Annotated in this window: 11 protein-coding genes; all 11 read right to left on the reverse strand. The window is 70.3% G+C overall.

Annotated features, from left to right (window positions below; genetic code table 11):
* Nucleotides 1-139: 139 nt before the first annotated feature.
* The 11 genes from tuf to F9B98_RS03985 all read right to left on the reverse strand — a co-directional run bounded on the left by tuf (nt 140) and on the right by F9B98_RS03985 (nt 19,478).
* Nucleotides 140-1,333 carry an elongation factor Tu gene (gene tuf / locus F9B98_RS03935; protein ID WP_056226238.1) on the reverse strand — a complete coding sequence of 398 codons (1,194 nt, stop codon included), beginning with the start codon at nt 1,331-1,333 and terminating at the stop codon, nt 140-142.
* Between the two features lie 160 nt (nt 1,334-1,493).
* Nucleotides 1,494-3,608 carry an elongation factor G gene (fusA, locus tag F9B98_RS03940; RefSeq protein WP_150953124.1) on the reverse strand — a complete coding sequence of 705 codons (2,115 nt, stop codon included), beginning with the start codon at nt 3,606-3,608 and terminating at the stop codon, nt 1,494-1,496.
* A gap of 86 nt (nt 3,609-3,694) precedes the next feature.
* On the reverse strand, nt 3,695-4,165 hold the full coding sequence (rpsG, locus tag F9B98_RS03945; protein WP_013584050.1) for a 30S ribosomal protein S7: 471 nt from the start codon (nt 4,163-4,165) through the stop codon (nt 3,695-3,697).
* A gap of 5 nt (nt 4,166-4,170) precedes the next feature.
* Nucleotides 4,171-4,539: a 30S ribosomal protein S12 gene (gene rpsL, locus F9B98_RS03950; RefSeq protein WP_013584051.1), complete on the reverse strand. Its 369-nt coding sequence runs from the start codon at nt 4,537-4,539 to the stop codon at nt 4,171-4,173.
* A 355-nt stretch (nt 4,540-4,894) separates the two neighbouring features.
* A complete protein-coding gene (locus tag F9B98_RS03955; RefSeq protein WP_150953127.1) occupies nt 4,895-5,902 on the reverse strand; it encodes a hypothetical protein in 1,008 nt (335 codons plus the stop codon).
* Entirely contained in the window at nt 5,899-7,464 is a 1,566-nt protein-coding gene (locus F9B98_RS03960) for a DUF5684 domain-containing protein (protein ID WP_150953130.1), read from the reverse strand. Before F9B98_RS03960 ends, F9B98_RS03955 begins: the two co-directional genes overlap by 4 nt.
* Nucleotides 7,461-9,971, reverse strand: coding sequence for a transglutaminase domain-containing protein (locus F9B98_RS03965; protein ID WP_191966662.1), 2,511 nt, complete (start codon nt 9,969-9,971; stop codon nt 7,461-7,463). The genes F9B98_RS03960 and F9B98_RS03965 overlap by 4 nt, the downstream gene beginning before the upstream one ends.
* On the reverse strand, nt 9,968-11,344 hold the full coding sequence (locus F9B98_RS03970) for a DUF58 domain-containing protein (protein ID WP_225310209.1): 1,377 nt from the start codon (nt 11,342-11,344) through the stop codon (nt 9,968-9,970). Before F9B98_RS03970 ends, F9B98_RS03965 begins: the two co-directional genes overlap by 4 nt.
* A 46-nt stretch (nt 11,345-11,390) precedes the next feature.
* A complete protein-coding gene (locus tag F9B98_RS03975; protein ID WP_150953133.1) occupies nt 11,391-12,356 on the reverse strand; it encodes an AAA family ATPase in 966 nt (321 codons plus the stop codon).
* A 43-nt stretch (nt 12,357-12,399) separates the two neighbouring features.
* The gene (locus F9B98_RS03980) at nt 12,400-18,345 is read right to left on the reverse strand and encodes an Ig-like domain-containing protein (RefSeq protein ID WP_150953137.1); all 5,946 of its coding nucleotides are present in this window, start codon (nt 18,343-18,345) and stop codon (nt 12,400-12,402) included.
* Nucleotides 18,342-19,478, reverse strand: a complete 1,137-nt coding sequence (locus F9B98_RS03985; protein WP_150953140.1) for a serine/threonine-protein kinase — start codon at nt 19,476-19,478, stop codon at nt 18,342-18,344. The genes F9B98_RS03980 and F9B98_RS03985 overlap by 4 nt, the downstream gene beginning before the upstream one ends.
* Nucleotides 19,479-19,543: the final 65 nt, after the last annotated feature.

Raw genomic sequence — 19,543 nt, forward strand, 5'->3', positions numbered from 1 at the left:
CTCCCGCCCATTGTGGCGGCGGCTCGCCGAGGAGCGAAAGCCCTCGTCGCACATCGGACACCCCGTGTAGGACGAGTTCCGGGAACGACAAAGGCCGGGCCCGAGGGCCCGGCCTGTGCCGAGTGAAGTCTGGAAGGACTTACTTGAGGATCTTGGTGACGGTACCGGCACCGACGGTGCGGCCACCCTCACGGATCGCGTAGCCGAGGCCCTCTTCCATGGCGATCGGCTGGATCAGCTCGACCGACATCTCCGTGGTGTCACCGGGCATGACCATCTCGGTGCCCTCGGGCAGCGTGATGACGCCGGTCACGTCGGTGGTGCGGAAGTAGAACTGCGGGCGGTAGTTCGTGAAGAACGGGTTGTGGCGGCCGCCCTCCTCCTTGGACAGGATGTACGCCGTGCCCTCGAAGTTGGTGTGCGGGGTGACCGAACCGGGCTTCACGACGACCTGGCCGCGCTCGACGTCGTCACGCTTGGTGCCGCGCAGGAGCAGACCACAGTTCTCGCCGGCCCAGGCCTCGTCGAGCTGCTTGTGGAACATCTCGATACCCGTGACCGTGGTCTTCTGCGTCGGGCGGATGCCGACGATCTCGACCTCGGAGTTGATCGCGAGGGTACCGCGCTCGGCGCGACCCGTGACGACCGTGCCACGACCGGTGATCGTGAAGACGTCCTCGATGGGCATGAGGAAGGGCTTGTCCTTGTCACGCACCGGGTCGGGGATCGACTCGTCGACGGCTTCCATGAGCTCGACGATGGCGTTGACCCACTGCTCGTCACCCTCGAGAGCCTTGAGGCCCGAGACGCGCACGACGGGGGCGTTGTCGCCGTCGAAGTCCTGCGACGACAGCAGCTCGCGAACCTCGAGCTCGACGAGCTCCAGGATCTCCTCGTCGTCGACCATGTCGCTCTTGTTCAGCGCGACGAGCAGGTAGGGCACGCCGACCTGCTTGGCGAGCAGAACGTGCTCACGGGTCTGAGCCATCGGGCCGTCGGTGGCGGCGACCACGAGGATCGCGCCGTCCATCTGAGCGGCACCGGTGATCATGTTCTTGATGTAGTCGGCGTGACCGGGCGCGTCGACGTGAGCGTAGTGACGCTTCGGGGTCTCGTACTCGACGTGCGAGATGTTGATCGTGATACCGCGCTGACGCTCTTCCGGCGCCGAGTCGATCGACGCGAAGTCGCGCTGAACGTTGGTGGCCGACGGGAACTTGTCGGCGAGCACCTTCGAGATGGCAGCGGTGAGCGTGGTCTTGCCGTGGTCGACGTGACCGATCGTTCCGATGTTCACGTGCGGCTTGGTCCGCTCGAACTTGGCCTTAGCCACTGGGTCCTCCTCAGGACGTTGGTTGCGAGGTCTCGGGCACTGGATTGCGACCGGTTCTTCGCGGGGATGGTTCTCAGATTACTAGAGAGTCGGTATTCAGTTTGAGCGGATGCCGAGAACCTGGGCAGAACCGGGGTTCCCGGCATCCGTGAGAGCGGTTTTACTCGCCCTTGTTCTTCTGGATGATCTCGTCGGCGACGGCCTTCGGGACATCCGCGTAGCTGTCGAACTCCATCGAGTAGACCGCGCGGCCCGAGGTCTTCGAGCGCAGGTCACCGATGTAGCCGAACATCTCGGACAGCGGCACGTTGGCCCGGACGACCTTGACGCCGGCGGCGTCTTCCATCGACTGGATCTGGCCACGACGCGAGTTCAGGTCGCCGATGACATCGCCCATGTACTCCTCGGGGGTACGCACCTCGACGGCCATGATCGGCTCGAGGATGGTGGGGTTCGCCTTGCGGACGGCCTCCTTGAAGCCCATCGAACCGGCGATCTTGAACGCCATTTCCGACGAGTCGACATCGTGCGACGCACCGTCGAGGAGAATCGCCTTGACACCCACCATGGGGTAGCCGGCGAGCACGCCGACGTTCATGGCGTCCTGGAAGCCCTGGTCGGTCGGCGAGATGTACTCGCGCGGGATACGACCACCGGTGACCTTGTTCTCGAACTCGTAGGTCTTGTCGGCCGTGACCTCGAGGGGCTCGATCGCGAACTGGATCTTCGCGAACTGACCCGAACCACCGGTCTGCTTCTTGTGGGTGTAGTCGTGGCGCTCGACCGACTTGCGGATCGTCTCGCGGTAGGCCACCTGGGGCTTTCCGACGTTGGCCTCGACCTTGAACTCGCGCTTCATGCGGTCGACGAGGATGTCGAGGTGGAGCTCGCCCATGCCCTTGATGACGGTCTGACCGGTCTCGGCGTTCTGCTCGACGCGGAACGTGGGGTCTTCCTCAGCGAGCTTCTGGATGGCGACACCCAGCTTCTCCTGGTCGGCCTTGGTCTTGGGCTCGATGGCGACCTCGATGACCGGCTCGGGGAAGGTCATGGACTCGAGGACGACCTGGTTGGCCGGGTCGCACAGGGTGTCGCCCGTGGTGGTGTCCTTGAGGCCGATGACGGCGTAGATGTGACCGGCGGTGACCGAGTCGACCGGCATCTCCTTGTTGGCGTGCATCTGGAAGATCTTCCCGATGCGCTCCTTCTTGCCCTTGGTCGCGTTGACGACCTGGGCACCGGAGTCGAGGTGACCCGAGTACACGCGGATGTAGGTCAGACGACCGAAGAAGGGGTGCGTCACGATCTTGAACGCGAGGGCCGCGAAGGGCTCCTCACGGTCGGCGTGGCGCTCGATGACGATCTCTTCGTCCTTCGGGTCGTGCGCCTCGATGGCCGGCACGTCCAGGGGCGAGGGGAGGTAGTCGACGACCGCGTCGAGCATGGGCTGCACGCCGCGGTTCTTGAACGCCGAACCGCAGAGCACGGGGTAGAGCTCGGAGGCGATCGTCATCTTGCGGATGGCGCCCTTGATCTCGGCGACCGTGAGCTCCTCGCCACCGAAGAACTTCTCGAGGAGGGCGTCGTCGGACTCGGCGACGGTCTCGAGGAGCTGCTGGCGGTACTCGGCGGCCTTGTCGGCGAGGTCGGCCGGGATCTCCTGGATCTCGTACTTGGCGCCCATGGTCACGTCACCCTTGGCGTCGCCGGGCCACACGAGTGCGCGCATCTCGACGAGGTCGATGACGCCGACGAAGTCGTTCTCGGCACCGATCGGCAGCTGGATGACCAGCGGCTTGGCCTTCAGGCGGTTGACGATGGTGTCGACCGTGAAGTAGAAGTCGGCGCCCAGCTTGTCCATCTTGTTGACGAAGCAGATGCGGGGGACGTCGTACTTGTCGGCCTGACGCCACACGGTCTCGGACTGGGGCTCGACGCCCTCCTTGCCGTCGAAGACGGCGACGGCGCCATCGAGCACGCGCAGCGAGCGCTCGACCTCGACCGTGAAGTCGACGTGACCGGGGGTGTCGATGATGTTGATCTGGTTCTTGTCCCAGAAGCAGGTCACAGCAGCGGAGGTGATCGTGATGCCACGCTCCTGCTCCTGCTCCATCCAGTCGGTGGTAGCCGCACCATCGTGCGTCTCACCGATCTTGTGGTTGACGCCCGTGTAGAACAGGATGCGCTCGGTCGTCGTGGTCTTGCCGGCGTCGATGTGGGCCATGATGCCGATGTTGCGGACCTTGTGCAGGTCGGTGAGCACGTCTTGTGCCACGGGTGTCTTCCTTACCTGTTGGGAGGTTGATGCCGGGCCCATCGGAGGGTCCGCGACCGGGGTCGGTCACGAACCCTCCGCGGGTTTTACCAGCGGTAGTGCGCGAAGGCGCGGTTCGACTCGGCCATCTTGTGGGTGTCTTCGCGGCGCTTGACCGCGGCACCGAGGCCGTTCGAGGCGTCGAGGATCTCGTTCTGCAGACGCTCGGTCATCGTCTTCTCACGACGGCCCTTGGCGTAGCTCACGAGCCAGCGCAGCGCGAGGGTGTTCGCGCGGTGCGGCTTGACCTCGACGGGAACCTGGTAGGTCGAGCCACCGACGCGGCGGCTCTTGACCTCGAGGGTGGGACGGACGTTGTCGAGCGCCTTCTTGAGCGTCGCGACCGCGTCCTGGCTGTTCTTCGCCTCGACGCCCTTGAGGGCATCATAGACGATCGACTCGGCGATGGACTTCTTGCCGTCGACGAGGATCTTGTTGACCAGCTGGGTGACGACGGGAGCGCCGTACACCGGGTCGTTGACGACGGGACGCTTCGGGGCAGGACCCTTACGAGGCATGGTTCTCAGCCCTTCTTCGCGCCGTAGCGGCTACGAGCCTGCTTACGGTTCTTGACAGCCTGGGTGTCGAGCGCACCGCGGACGATCTTGTAACGGACACCGGGGAGGTCCTTGACGCGACCACCGCGGACGAGCACGAGCGAGTGCTCCTGCAGGTTGTGGCCCTCGCCGGGGATGTAGGCGGTGACCTCGGTGCCGTTGCGCAGCTTCACGCGGGCGACCTTGCGCATGGCCGAGTTCGGCTTCTTGGGGGTCGTGGTGTACACGCGGGTGCACACGCCGGCCTGCTGGGGGTTCGACTTCAGCGCGGGAGCCTTGGTCTTCGAGACCTTCGGCGAGCGGCCCTTGCGAACCAACTGCTGAATGGTTGGCACGTTCTCTCCTTGATTGGCTGGACGTTCCCTCGCGGTGGCGCCCAGGGTGCTGCACGGTGACAGCGTCGTGTCTCCCCCGCCACCTCGTTCATCTTGCGATTCATGACGTGTCGGGCTCACGTGTGATCCACCCCGCGACAGAATGATCTGACGCGATTCGTGGTGGATATGCCGTGGGGGCGACCTGTTCGCAGGCCGATCCCTGAGATGGTGCGAGCGTTGATCCGGACGACCTACCCGAGGGCATGACGCACGGCGCGCGTGAACGCACACCCGGTCAATGATACGCGTTCCCCGGGACACGGGCAAACGTGCGCGGGTCTACTCACTGGGAGTATCCCGGATGCCGTACGCCTCAGCCGGTCAGCAGCACTGCCGCCCCGATGGCGGAGGCGACGATCACGACGACGATGACCGAGACGAGGATGACGACACGTGCCGCGCCGCGGCGGGCGCGAGGGCGGATCGACGCGGCGTCCGGAGCCGACGCAGCGCGGACGACAGGGGCGCGTTCCACGCGCGCCGGTCCCTCCCGGCGCGGACCATAGGACTCGCGCCCGAGGGCCTCGGGGACACGCGCATCGCGCACGACCCCCTCGACGACCGGGTGGGACGACGCTTCCGCCGCCTCGCGGCGACGGCGGCGAGACCCCGACGCGGTGTCGTCGTCGACCTCCGGACGCGGACGCGCACGCGTCGCCTCGTCGATGACCGCCTCCCACAGAGGACGTCGGCGGATGGTCTCCTCGACCTCGGTGACGCCCCTCCCGCGCTCGACGTCCGAGCGAGCACCGGCCCGGCCCCGAGGGGCGGTGTCACCCACCTCGTCGTCGCCTGCGTCACCGGTGTCGGACGCCTGCCGTGACACTCCTCGGGAGCGAACGGTCGTGTCGTCGGGTGCGTCGCCCCGCGAGATCAAGGTCTGGTCGGCGGGCTCCTCGGTCGAGGGGTGGGCGGTCTCGACCACCGCCGCGTCCGGACGCGAGAGAACGGTCTCGTCCTCGGGCGCCTGACGGGCGGTCAGGACCGTCTCGTCCTCCGGCACGTCCCGACGCGAGAGAACGGTCTCGTCCTCCGCCGCCTCGCGGGCGGTCAGGACCGTCTCGTCCTCCGGCACGTCCCGACGCAAGAGAACGGTCTCGTCCTCCGCCGCCTCGCGGGCGGTCAGGACCGTCTCGTCCTCCGGCACGTCCCGACGCGAGACCACGGTCTGGTCCTCGGGCGCCTGACGAGCGGACAGGATCGTCTCGTCAATGATCTCGTCGTCGTCCTCGGCCGGGGGTGGAACCGGCCACGAACGCAGCCGGCCGGCCCAGAGCGTCACCTCATCGGGGTCGTCCGCGCGATCATACGGTCCGCTCACGCGTCGCTCCGCGAGAGGCGCACCTCCGCGTCGCCGAGGAAGAAGCGCTCTCCGGCTTCGATCTCCTCGCCGGGAGGAGCCTCGACCTCGGTTCCCATGAGCGTGGCGAAGAGCACACCGTTGGTGGAGTGCAGATCCGTCACGAACCAGGTGTCGCCGCGGAGCTCCAGGCGCGCGTGGGTCTTGGAAACCGTCCGCGTCTCGTCGGTGATGGCGACCAGCTGCGCGTCGGGGTAGGCGGAGTCCGGACCGGGGCGACGGCCCAGGATCACGGTCGTCGAGGTCAGATCGACCGGCGTCCCGCTCGGCGGCACGAGGGCCCACGGGATCCGCTTGCGCCGCGTGACGACGGTGCGGTCGAGGGCGTCGAAGTCCTCGTCGCGGGAAACCGCCGGAACCTCCGGCTGCGTGTAGAGCGCCGACACCGAGGTGCGCGCGGAGCGGGGGGAGCCGGCATCCGGAGCCTCCGCCACCGCGGACACCGCCTCCGACAGCTCGGGGAACTCGTCGACGGCGGCAGAGGGGCGGGGCGCAGGGACCGCGTCGGGTGCCGGCCGGGTGAGCGGCACGTCCGCGATGGGGGCGGCCCCCGCGTCGGAGGTCGAGCGGCGCGGCGGGGTCACCCAGGGAGCGACGGGATCGGAGTCCTCCTCGACGCGCGCGGCCGGCGGCGAGGAGACGGCGGGCGCCTCCGTCGTGGTCGTCGGCGGGGCCCAGGTCGCCGCCCCGGCCATGGGGGCGTCGAGGACGTGGGGACGCGATGCCTCGGCGCCGGTGGACGGCTCGTGCGCGAGCGCCGGAGCGGGTGCCGAGGGCCGGTCATCGTCTTCGGGCGCACCGTCGCGAAGGGCGTCCAGCACGTCGAAGACGCTGGTCGCCGGCGCGGGTCCGAGGTCGTCGCGGTGTGCACCGACGGTGTGCGGAGACTCCGACATCGCCGGTGACACCTGCGCCGGCGGGGCCCAGGCGCGCTCCGCCGGAACGGCATCGGCGAGCGCGGTCGACGCAGGAGCGAACGGCATCGCGGCCGGATCGGAGGCCGGAGGTGACACGGGCGCGGAGGACACGGCATCCTGAGCCGGGGCGGACGGACCCTGCTCGGGCGTCCACCCTCCGATGAGCGGCACGTACGGACCGTCGAAGTCCTTGCCGCGACGGACGGGAGTCGAATCCTCGTGGGGCCGCGCGGTGCGGCGCTCCCCCTGCCAGCGGGCGGAGCCGAAGCCCAGGATGCTCGCCCAGACGACGGGGAGGATCGCCCCGACGACCGTGAGACCCGCACCCACGCCGAAGCCAGTGTTGATGCGATGCACGGCGACGATGAACACGACCGCGAACGCGATGAAGCCGAAGAGGGGCACCAGGTTCAACAGCACCAGCCACGGCGAGAACCCGCCGAGCTTGAGCACCGTGGCGACGTTCAGGACGGGGACCCACCCCTTCCACGACGCTTCGCCGACCTTGCGGAAGAGGGCCGCGAGGGCGAGGGCGAGCCAGACGTACAGCACGACGACGAGGGCGAACGACGTCGCCCCGAGAACCACCATGGTCGAATCGGTCATGTCGTGTCGCGCTCCACCGGGGCGGTGGACCGCTTCCCCCTCTCGTCGCGGTGCGGCGACCCCCGCCGCGAGGGGCGTGGGGCGAGGAACCGCAGGAACGATCTCAACGATACGGCCGCGCGCACGCGGCGCCAGAAGCCTCGCTGACGGGTCAGACGACGGCGTTCCGCGTCGACGATGCGCCAGAAGTCCGTGACGTCGTCGGAACCGACCGCCGCGTCCGAGAAGACGGCGCGATCGGCACCCTCGGCCAGGAGCGTGCCGGACGGGGTCGCGAAGGCCTCCGCGACCTCGCGCCGCGTGGGCGCGCGGGGCACGGTGCGTCCCGCATCGATGCCGGCGTCGACGTACTCGTCCCACCCCCCGGCGATCGCCGCACGGGGATCGGCGTCACGCCGACGCCCGCGGCGGCGGACCGCCTTGGCGATGACGATGGCGAAGAAGGGACCGAACAGCACGAGCAGGATCAGCAGCGAGATACCGGCGATGCGCAAGCCCGCCCAGAGCCAGGCCAGGTCGACCCCGTCGTCGGTGCGCTTGTCGTCGTCGAGGGAGTTGTCCTCCTGCACGGGCTCGGGGGGGACGACCTCCTGGACGTTGTCGGGCCGGACCTCGGTGACGTTCTCGGGATCCTGCTGCTGCGTGACCTCGAGGCTCGGCGACTGCTCCCACTGCGGGGTGACGTCGATGGCGACCCATCGCCCGTCGGCCCCCTGCACCTCGGTCCAGGCGCTCAGGTCGCGCGCTCGGCACTCCCCGCTCTCGCAGGTCGACAGCGTTGCGTCGGTCGAGACCAGGCGCGTTCCGACGACCACCCGCGCGGGGAAGCCGAGTTCGTGGGCGATCAGGGCCGTGGCGACGGCGAACTGCTCGTCGTCGCCCACGGCGGCGACGTAGTTGCCGGAGGCTGCGGCGCGGGGATCGTCCTCCCGCTCGAGCAGGCGCTCGAACATGCGGTCGACGCGGGCGAGGGAGTGACCGGAGGCGCTCGGCTGCAATTGGTACCCCGACAGAGCTGCGGCCCATGCCGGGGTGGGACCACCCTCGGGCGCCAGGCTGTGGCTCAGATACCCGCGTTGGCGCAGCATCTGCACGAGGCTCTGCAGCGCCGCCCCGTCGTCGCCCGCCGCGTGCTCCTCCACCCACCGCCGGAGGTTGTCACCGCCGGCGACGCCGTCTCCCGCTCCGGGCGGGGTCAATGTCGCGAGGTCGTTCGCCGCGGGCTCGACGGCATCGATCGTGTAGCGGTCCCCCGCCACTAGTCCGCCCTCGGCCGTCTGCACCCCCGCCTCAGCGTCGGAGCTGTAGTAGAACCTGTCGGCGAGGAGGCCGCGGCGATCCCCCTCGAACGTCGCCGAGGTGAGGCGCCCGGCCGTCGGCATCCAGATCCCTCCGAGATCGACGATCTCGACGTCGGCTCCAACGGGTCGCCCCTCCCCCGCCTCGCGTGTCGAGGGCAGGCGAACGAAGCCGGCACCCTCGTTCCCGGACGCGCGGAAGATCTCGCCGTCGTAGGTGTCGAGGGTGGCGATCCGGACGCGTTCCGGCATCGGCCCCGTGCCGCTGATGCGGAACAGGACGTCGTCCGATCGCGCGTCGGAGAACATCGACCGGTACTGCGACAGGGGGCTCACGGCCTCGGCGATCAGTCGCTCCGGGCCGGCCGCCGACCGCAGCACCTGCCTGTCGGCGTCGCGGGAGGCGGCCGGGACGACGGTGATCGTGACGATCGCCGCGACGAGGAGCATTCCCGCTCCCAACGCCAGTCGACGGCGGTCCGCGCGGGAGCGCCCCGTTCCGACGGAAAGCGCCGAAACGTCGCTGGCACGGCGGAGGGCGCGCCCGCGCTCGTCGCGCGCACGCCACGCGAGCCAGAGCACGGAGGCGAGCAGGGCGCCGATCCCGACCGCGGTCTCCACCGGTGCGAGCAGGGTGAGAGGGCCGATCGTCAGCGGCGCGCTGGTGGAGGTCCGACCGAAGAACAGCCCGAACCCCGTCATGCCCAGGCCACCGACCACGGCGAACGGCGACCAGCGGTCGCCACGGGTGGCGAGCTTCAGGGTCAGCGCGGTCCCGACGAGGAAGATCACTAGCGCGGGCACGAGCAGATTCCGATACGTCCCCACGGGCAGATCGACCGTGACCAGGTCTTTCCACGCGACGATGACGCCGGCGAAGGCCTCGCCGAGGCCGCGGAGCGCGTCGAGGGGAGACGTCAGCCGCGACGGGACGGCCAGCGGGACCGCCAGCAGCGCGAAGGCGCCCAGCAGGCCCGCGGCGAGGATCCAACCGCTCCACCGGCGCCACGTCACGACCCCCACCAGGGCTCCGGCGACGACGACCGACACCGCGACGAGGAGGAGGAAGGAGCCGGACGCGTACACGGGCCACGCGGCGACCGCCGCCAGGACGACCGAGACGACCGCGTAGATCCCGGCGGCCGCATACCGCGGCAGGCTCGTCTCGCGGCGGCGGGCACCGGTGCGCGGGGTCGCGGGGCCGCTCACGAGGTCGCCCCCCGCACGAGCAGGCCCGAGAGATCGTCGAGAGTGCCGATGGTGAGCACGGTGAGCCCGGCGACGTTCTGCATGCGCGGATGGGCGCGTTCGTCGCAGATGACGGCGGCGACCGCGGTGTCGGCGGGGAAGGCGAGGGCCGCCTGGCGCAGCCGGGTGAGCGGCACCGTCGACCCGACGACCACGAAGGCGATGGACAGCCGTTCGTTCGCCTCGGATGCCAGCCGGCAGACGTCCTCGACGGCCATGGTGTTCTCGTGCCGTTCGATGGCGCTGAAGCCGTCGAGCATCGTGCGCGGCGCCACGACGGGGATATGGCGGATGGCGCGCAGACGCCCCTTGACCACGCGCGGGATCTCGGACCCCGTCACGATGTCGATGTCGCGCGCATCGCGGACGGCACGAAGGCCCAGGGACGCCGCGGCGGAGACGGCGAGCTCGTACTCATCGGCATCCGCGTACTCCTGCGTCGCAGCGGCGAGCACCACCGCCATGCGCGACCGGCGCGACTCCTCGTACTGGCGGACCATCAGCCGGCCCGTCTTCGCGGTCGACTTCCAGTGCACCTGCCGACGCGAGTCACCGGGGACGTACTCCCGGATGGCGTGGAACGACATGTCCGCGTCGACCAGGCGGCGCGTGGCATTTCCCTCGAGGTCGCGCACGAGGCCCGCGCTTGTGGAGGGCAACCCCACCGTGCGCGGGTGGACGAAGAGATCGTGGACGTCGTCGAAGGCGTGCTCGCGACGCAGCAGCCCCACGGGGTCGCTGCGCACGGTGGTCACCGGACCCACTCGGACCACGCCACGCGGGAGCGGGGGGATCTCGAGCGGCTCGGTCGAGCTCTGACCCGGGCGCAGGAACGGCACGCCGAACTCCACGAGGCCGCGGCCCACCGGGATGTCGAGGCGCCCGGGAAGCGCGGGACGCGCACTCTCGTTGCGCACCACGATCCGCCCCGTGACGCCGTTGCCCGCGGTCACCCGCTCGTGCTCGAGGTCTAGCTCGACCTCGTAGGCCCGGGCCCCGAAGAGGAACGGGACGCTCATGAGCAGCAGGAGCAGCGCCGCGCTTCCGGCGACCCTCCACTCCACCCACCCGAAGATCACGCCGAGGAGCAGACCGACGGTCGCGGCGATCACGACGACGACCCCGGCGGGGCGGACCGTGCGGCCGGCCCACCGCGCCGCCGCGGTCACGGCCTCGGTCGCCGCCCGCCACCACTCGGCGAGTAGGACGACGGCGCGGACGATGCGACGCTGCCGACGCACCGAGGTGGAGGTGATCGAGGTGCGCGAGCTGGTCGCCATCGTGCCCGCGGAGGTACGGGTGAGACGCGACTCGGTCAGGCTCGGATCAGGCACGACTCACCCCCTTCGAGAGGTGCGTGCTGCGCGCGCGGCGTCACCGTCAGGCGCTCTCGCGCTGCGAAGGCGGCAGGGTGTCGAGGAGCACCTGACCGACGACGGCCTCCTGGGTGACGCCGTCGAACTCCGCCTCGGGGTGGAGGATGAGACGGTGCGCGAGCACCGCCACGGCCAGGGCCTTCACGTCGTCGGGGGTGGCGTACGTCCGCCCCTGCGAGGCGGCGCGTGCCCGGGTCGCCCGCGTGAGGGCGAGCGCTCCGCGGATGCTCACCCCGAGGCGGACCTCGTCGGCCGTGCGGGTGGCATCCACGAGGCGGGCGATGTAGTCGAGGACGAGGGCGTCGACGTAGACGGATGCCGCGAGATCGGCCATCCCCACGAGCGCTTGGGGGGTGATGATGGCACGCAGCTCGGCCGTGGCCACGGGCGCACCGTCGAGGATGCGCACCGTCGCGGCGTGGTCGGGGTAGCCGAGGGAGGTGCGGAGCAGGAAGCGGTCGAGCTGGGCCTCGGGAAGCCGGTAGGTTCCGGCCTGCTCGACGGGGTTCTGCGTGGCGAGCACGAGGAAGGGGACGCCGACCTCGCGAGAGACGCCGTCGATGGTGACGCGGCCCTCTTCCATGACCTCGAGCAGGGCCGACTGGGTCTTGGGGCTCGCGCGGTTGATCTCGTCGGCGAGGACGATGTTCGCGAAGATCGGGCCGGAGTGGAACTCGAAGGAGCCCGTCTTCTGGTCGTAGACCGTGATGCCCGTGATGTCGCCGGGGAGGAGGTCGGGGGTGAACTGGATGCGCGTGTTCGTGCCCTGCACGGACTGCGCGACCGCGCGCGCGAGCGAGGTCTTGCCGGTGCCGGGGACGTCTTCGAGCAGGACGTGACCGTCGCTGAGCATCGCCGTCAGCACCAGCTCGACCACGTGCCTCTTGCCGAGGACGGCGCGCTCGACGTTGTCGGCGATCTGCGAGAAGGTCTGGGAGAACCAGGTGGCCTGCTCCTGGGTGATCGTCATGCGGTGTCCTTCGAGAGGGAGAGGGGGGTGGATGCCGTACGGCTCAGGATGAGGGGGCGGAGGTGCCGGGCTGGCATGCGCCCGAGAGCTTGGCCGTGGCCTTGTCGAGGTTCCATCCCTGGGCGGACCAGTCGACCGTGACGCCGATGTTCTCGACGGTCACCGCGCCGGCGGGTACGAGCCGGGGGTTGCCCTCGGTTGTGGGAAGCTTCGCGCCGCTCTTGTCTTTGTAGACCACGCCGTCGTAGTCGAGGGAGAGGGCGGCCTTGCCGTTGCTCGAGCTGCCCTCGGCACGGAGCGTGCCCCCCGCTTCGCAGCTCGAGACCTTCCACGACGCCTGCACCTGGTAGGGCGCGCTGCCGGAGGCGGGCTTGACGAGCCCCCGCTCGGACTGGGTGCCCCAGACCTTGTGCTGGAAGTAGACGAGGATGTTCGGGTCGCGGTCGAACACCTGCGATCCGGGCGCCCAATTCTCGTACTTCAGCTCGTTGTTGCGCGGGGGCGTGCTACCGGCCTTGATGTCCTTATCGAAGTACCACCGCGCTTCGTCGCCCTTGACGACCGCCTTCGGGTCGACGGTGAAGGTGTAGCCGCTGGGTGCCGCGTTGTCTTGCGAGACGTTCAGGCTCTGCTTCGTCGAGACCGCCCCGTAGGACTGGCCGTTGAAGAACGTCTCGACGCACATCGTGAAGTCGTAGCTCTCGCCGTCGTTCTTGTTCGGGAACTCCTCGCGGCTGGACCCGGAGCCGGGCTGGCAACGCGACCACCCCTCGACGATGTCGTACCTCAGCTCCACGTCGGCGCCGTTGGGCTGGGCGGAACCCTCCGCGATCACGGTGGACTGCTGGTTGCCCGTCGAGCGCGACGTGAGGTTCAGGGTCAGGTTCTGCGCCACGCCCACGCCGTGGGCCGTACCGATCAGCTCGCCGCCGTTGGTGGAGCCGCCGAGGCCCGGGGGCGTGCTGAACCGCGAGATCGGGCGCACCGTGATGCTCGTGGCGTTATTCGAACCGACCAGGAACCGGCGCACCTGCACGGTGTCCTGGTTGCGACCGACATTGACCTGGATCTTGTCGCCCACGGGGCTCGAGATCTCGAGGGTGCCGGTCTCGGCGCCGTCGACGCCCGTGATGGTCAGATCCGCCACGTTGCCCTCCCCGTTCGTCTGCGAGGGAACGAAGGTCAGGGCCCCGGGCTGCTTCGGGGCGCGGTACGCCCACCCGCTCGTGCGCACGGCTCCGCGCGACTCGCCGACGCTGTTCACCGCGGTGACGACGTACTCCCGCTGCTCGCCGTTGGGCGCGGAGATCGGCGGGCACGAACCGTCGGCACCGCACCGGGCGACCTCCGCCCCGTTCGAACGCACGACGAAGCCCGAGATGCCCGGGTACGCGCGACGCGCCTCGCCCGGGTCGACCCGCAGCGTCACCGTGCCGTCGCCGAACGCCGTCTGCCGCACGCTCGACGGCGGCCGGGGGAAGCCCAGCAGATCGAGCACCACGCGCGCGTCGCGGGTGGATGCGGTCGTGCGCCCCTGCGCGTCGCGCAGCGTCACGCTGGCACTGCAGGTGGCCCCCGGAGCGTCGTCGCCCCACGAGGCCACGATGCTCGACGAGGAGGCCACACCGAAGCTGACGCCCGTGCACGACGCCGTCGGCCGGACGTCGACGACCTCGAGGGGGGTGCGCGGCAGCGGGTTGACCTCGCCGCTGCTGCCGATCACGCCGATCGTGCAGCTGGAGCCGGACGCCTGGGAGCACTGCTGCGACGTCGTACCGCCCTGCGGGAGGGTGGAGGGCGCAGCGCCCACCCGCAGCACCAGGCGCGCCGGGGCGACGGCGTTGTGGCTGGTGACGGAGATGATCGCGGCGTTCTCGGTGCCGGGCACGGAGCGGTCCTTGCCGGTGACCGTGACGACGGATCCGTCGAGCGACACCTGGAACGCGGCCCCGCCGTAGTCGAGCGCGTACCGGATGCCGTTCCAGTCCTCGCGTCCGAGCTGCCAGCTCGTCATGTTGCGCAGGTCGAAGGTCGCGGTCTCGCCGGGGCCGACCGTCAGGGCTCCCGGCTTGAGCTCGGGCTGGGGATCACGCGCGACGATGCCGATGGGCACCGAGACCACCGTCCACTCCTGGGTGCCCGCGACGCGCACCGGCACCTGGCAGGCGTCGGTGTACGGCGACCCGGCTCCCGCGTCGTAGCGGACGACCGTCCCCGACACGGAGCAGCGACCCTCGGCACGCACCCCGGTGGCCGAGACGTCGGTCCCGACCTCGAGGGTCGCTCGGCGGGGAAGGGCGACGAGGTTCGCCATGTCGAAGTCGACCGAGGCGAGCTCGTCGACACGCTGGGCGGCCCCCGGCCGCAGCGCGAGGCTCAGATCGTCGTCACCGGGAACGCGGAGGAATGCGTAAGTGGTCACATCGGTATCGCCCACGCGCCCGGTGATGGCGAACGGGATGACCCGTCGCGTGGCGGGGAGCGTCCCCGAGATCTTCCGACCGTCGATCGTGACGTCGGTGGGCTGACCCCAGAGCGACACATCGAGATCCGACACCTCGCCACCCGACCAGGTGGCCTTGCCCGCCAGCACGTCGACGCCGGTGGTGAAGTCGTCGCGGTTCTCGACGGTGAGGACGGTGTCGGCGACGACCGGGTAGTCCGGCACGCTCTCGCGCACCACCTTGACCACGATCAGCCCACGCCCGGTGTTTCCCGAATCGGATGCCACGTCGTAGAGGAACGACATGGTCCCGGGCTGTTCGCCGGCTTCGATGACGACCCCGGTGTCGGAGATCGACCCGATGTAGCTCTTGAGGCGCGCGTACTCGGGGTTGTCGCTCTCGTCGGCGAGCTTCTCCGGCAGATCGGGTCGCACCCCCGTGAGCGTGAGGCGTCCCTGCGTGGGGTCGATGTCGTTGGCCAGCGGGCTGACGCGAATGGTGCGGTCGGCACCGGCCTGCACCTGGACGTAGTCGGTGAAGGTGATGGGGCTCGGGTTGGCCTGGGCGTCGAGCACGCCGATGCGGACGGTCCCCTCACCGGTGGCACCGGAGGGATCGGAGACGCGGTAGCGGAACGACACCTGGCCGCGGTCACCCGGGACCGAGGAGTACAGGATGCTCGCCCCATCGGGCGAGATGCTGGCCGTTCCCCGGTCGGGCTGCGCGACGATCCGGTCGAGCGTGACCGAATCCCCGTCGGGATCGACCCCGAAACCGCGGAAGTCGATCGACGTGGTGCCGCCGCTCAGGACGCGCCCCTCGAGCGTGTCGGGCAGGGGGGCGCGGTTCGCCTCACCGCCCAGGACCGTGATGTGGACGGTCGCCTCGTCCCAGAGCGCCGGGGTACCCGTCGTGTAGACGCGATAGGTCACCTCGTACGAGCCGGGCGTCGTCGGGGCGAGATAGCGCAGGACGCCCCCCGAGGTGAAGGCGAGGGCGTCGCTCGCCGGTTGCGTCTGGACGCTCGAGGGATCGAGGGTGGGACGACCGCCCGCGGGCGAGATGTCGTTGTCGAGCACCGGGATGTCGATCTGCGCGCCGACGCGGACCGTGACGTTGTCGTCGACGGCGATCGGCGCGATCTCGGGAGCGGGCGGCAGGAGGTAGACGGTCGCCTCTCCGGCCACGCGCGAGCCCTCGTCGTCGGTGCCGTCGCTCACCGTGTAGGCGACGGTGCCGAGGGGTCCGGCCGAACCGTCCGCGGTGCTCCCCGAGACGCGCAGGTCGTTCTGCCCCACGGTGTCGACCGTGAGCGACGCGCCCTCTTCGGCCGAACCGGTCACGTCGCTGAGCAGCAGCACCCGGCCGGTCGGGTTGGAGACCGCGCTGAAGACGTCGAGGGTCGCGTCCTCCTGCGGCCGGACGAACGCCACCACGGGAGACGTCGCCAGTTGCGCCGGGGCGTCGGCGGGCAGCAGGGTGATGCGCGCCGTTCCCGTGGCGTCGCGACCGCCCCCGTTGACGGTGAAGTCGACGCGGTACACGCCGGGCTGGTTGGCCGTGAAGTCGAAGGTCGTGCTGCCTCCGACGACCGTCGCCGAAGCCGCCGCGTCGTCGAGGACGCGGACCGAGGTGAGGCTGATGTTGCCGGCGGTCCCCGTGACGTGCGGGCCCACGTCGACGGCGAGGGACGACCCGACCGTGTCGATGCGGGCGAACGACTGCACCGCGAGCGTGGGGTCGGGTGCCACGCGGATGATGAGCGGCTTCGTCGTCACGGCGCCCTCGGTGTCGGCGACCGTGACGTCGAGCTGGATGTTCTGCTCGCCGCCCGAGCCGTCGTCGGCGTGCTGGTAGACCACGTCGCCGCCGGGGGTGGCCGCAACCGTTCCCACCCCACCGGGGTTGTCGACCGAGAGCAGCAGGAGCGGGTCGCCGTCGGGGTCGACCCACCCGGGGAGCACGGGGACGGTGACGGTCCCACCGCGCGCGACCTCGGGGGTCGGCCAGGGCTGAAGACACTTGTCGACGCCGCACCAGACGGGCGCCGCGTTGGACTCCGGGGGCGAGACGGTCAGGGTCACCGTCGCCGGCGCGGAGTTCAGCCCATCGGCCGCCGTGCCGTCGGTGACCGAGTACGAGAAGGTCGCGCTGCCCGTCGCCCCGGGTGCCACGCGAACGGCGAGGCGTTGACCGGAGTCCGTGACGGTGAGCGTGCCGAAACCCGGATCGAGGCCCGTGACGCTCTCGGCGATGATGCTGAGGACGTCCTCGTTGGGGTCGTGATCGTTCAGCAGGACCGGCAGGGTCGTGAGCCGGCCCGGCCGGACCCCGAACGCGTCGGGCTCGGCGACGGGCGGCTTCGGGTCGAGCACCACGCTGAGCTTCTCGTCGCTCTGCACCGCCGTCTGTTCGGTGCGGTCGTCGAGGGACCAGTTCTGGCTCGACGCGACGAGCGCGCCGTCGGGGACGGTCCACACCCACCCCGTGCGCGTCTCGTTCAGGATCACGGCGTGATCGGTGGCGACGAAGACCGGTCGCCGCTGGTCGGGCAGGCTCGCCCCGCCGTAGTCGAGGTTCGTCTCGCCCTGGTCGGAGCGCCACAGGGTTCCGCGTGCGTCGCCGGGGAGCAGCCACGCGGCGTAGGCGATGCCCCGGTGGGAGAGGGGACGAGCCGGCTGACCGAGCACGTTGCCTCCGCCGCCGACCTCGCGGCGCGGCGCCGACCCGTCGGTCGGGATGCTCCACAGCGATTGGTCGTCGGCGACGTAGACCGCGCGGGCCTCGGCGTCGGCGTCGGAGACGACGAGCTGGTCGGCGGTCTCGATCGCCTGGGCATCCGCCCCGCGAACCCACACGCGCCCGGAGTCCGCATCGACGAGGACCCAGGTGTCGCCCGCCGCCGAGAGCACGGGCGTGGCGACGTCCACGTCGAGGGCATCGCGGCCGCGCAGCTCGTCGGCCTCGATGTCGTACCGGATGACGGAACCGTCGGCGGAGGAATAGGCGAAGAGCATCCCCCGGTCGTCGAGCGCGATGGCATCCGCGGTGTACGAGGGCGCGTTCTCGTCTTGAGAGGTGCCGAAGGGGTCGAGCTCGCTCGGCCGCTGCCCGGCCTGGCTGAGACGGCTCGCGAAGAGCGTGCCCGTGTCGGTGCGGTAGACCGCATAGTCGCCGGCCGTGGCCACCGAGGTCGTCCCGGGCGGAGTGTCGGGCGAGGCTTCGAGCTGCTCGTCGGACAGGTCGACGGGCTGCGCTTCGTCGATGCGGGTCAGCTTGCTGTAGCTGTCGGTGAAGAGGTAGGCGCCGTCGCCGCTCTGCGCCACCTGGCTCGGATTGCCGGCGGTGCGCACCGTGTCGAGCTCGCCGACGGTGGTGTTCACGCGCGCGTACCGCTGGCCGTCGCCGGTCTGCAGCGCCCACACCGAGGTGTCGACCTCGGGCGTCTGCTGAGAATCGAGACCGGGCCATACGATGCTCGCGGTGACGACGAGGGCGGCGGCCGCCAGGGTCGACGCCAGCCCCGCGATGGTCCCGCGCTTCACCGGAGCACCCCCGTCGCGAACAGCGCCGCCACCGCGACGGCCCCGGCGGTCACGAGGGTGGCCGAGGCGAGGATCCACGGCAGGACCTTCGACCCGGCCGAAGCGGGGGCGGCGATGTCGGTGTCTTCGTCGCGGACGTATCCGGCCATGCCGGAGGACGTGCGGAGCTTGCGCGCACCCTCGCGCTCGATGCGGGAGCGGGCGGGACCGCGCACCGTACCGTCGGCGAAGTCGACGGCACGCGCCGCGGGCGCCCACTCCGCCGCGGGGATCTCGAGGGGCGTGGCGGGCAGACCGCTCTCGACCTGGACCGCCTGGATCGCCTCGCCGAACTCCCGCGCGCTGGCGTAACGTTCCGCGGGATTGCGGGCCATCGATCTCGCGAGCACCGCCTGCAGCGACGCCGGCACATCGGTGCGGGAGATGGCGGTGTACGAGGCTCGGGCGATGCGGCGGCGCAGCTGCTCGCGGGAGTTCTGCCCCTTCTCCCGTCGCTCGAAAGGGCTCTGGCCGGCGAGCAGGGAGTAGACGGTGGCGCCGAGGCTCCAGACCTCGCTCGACACCGTGCCGGCGGTCTGCTCCGAGACGACCTCGGGCGCGCTCCACGGCACCGACATCGCCAGCATCTCGTCGGCGCCCTGCCGCACCAGCGACGAGGAGATGCCGAAGTCGGCGAGCACGGGGGCCCCGAAGGTGGTCACGAGGATGTTGCTGGGCTTCACGTCGCGGTGGATGAGCCCCGCGTGGTGCGCCGATTCGAGCGCGCCCGACATGCGCACGGCGATCGAGAGGACCTCGGCGACGGGGATGCGCTCGACGCGGTACCGCTGGGCGAGGGAGCCCGGGCAGAACTCCATCACGATGTAGGGACGACCGTCGGCCGAGATCCCGGCCTGGTAGACGGTGACGATCGAGGGGTGGGCCGACAGATGCGCGAGCACGTCGGCCTCGGCGTTGAACATCCGCAGCAGTTCGGTGTCGCGCACATCGCTCGGCAGGACCTTGACCGCCACGTCGCGTCGGGGCATGTCCTGCCCGTAGAGGAAGACGTCGGCGAATCCCCCCGAGCCGAGCGGGCGGATGTACGCGAGCCCGGGCAGGATGGGCGGCGACGACGGAAGCCGCTGCGGCATCGAGCCCCCTCCCCCGGACGACGTGTCCGCGACTCGATCAGCGGACAACCCGTCGATGCTAACAA

Source organism: Microbacterium testaceum StLB037, assembly GCF_008763945.1.
Lineage (GTDB): Bacteria > Actinomycetota > Actinomycetes > Actinomycetales > Microbacteriaceae > Microbacterium > Microbacterium testaceum_G.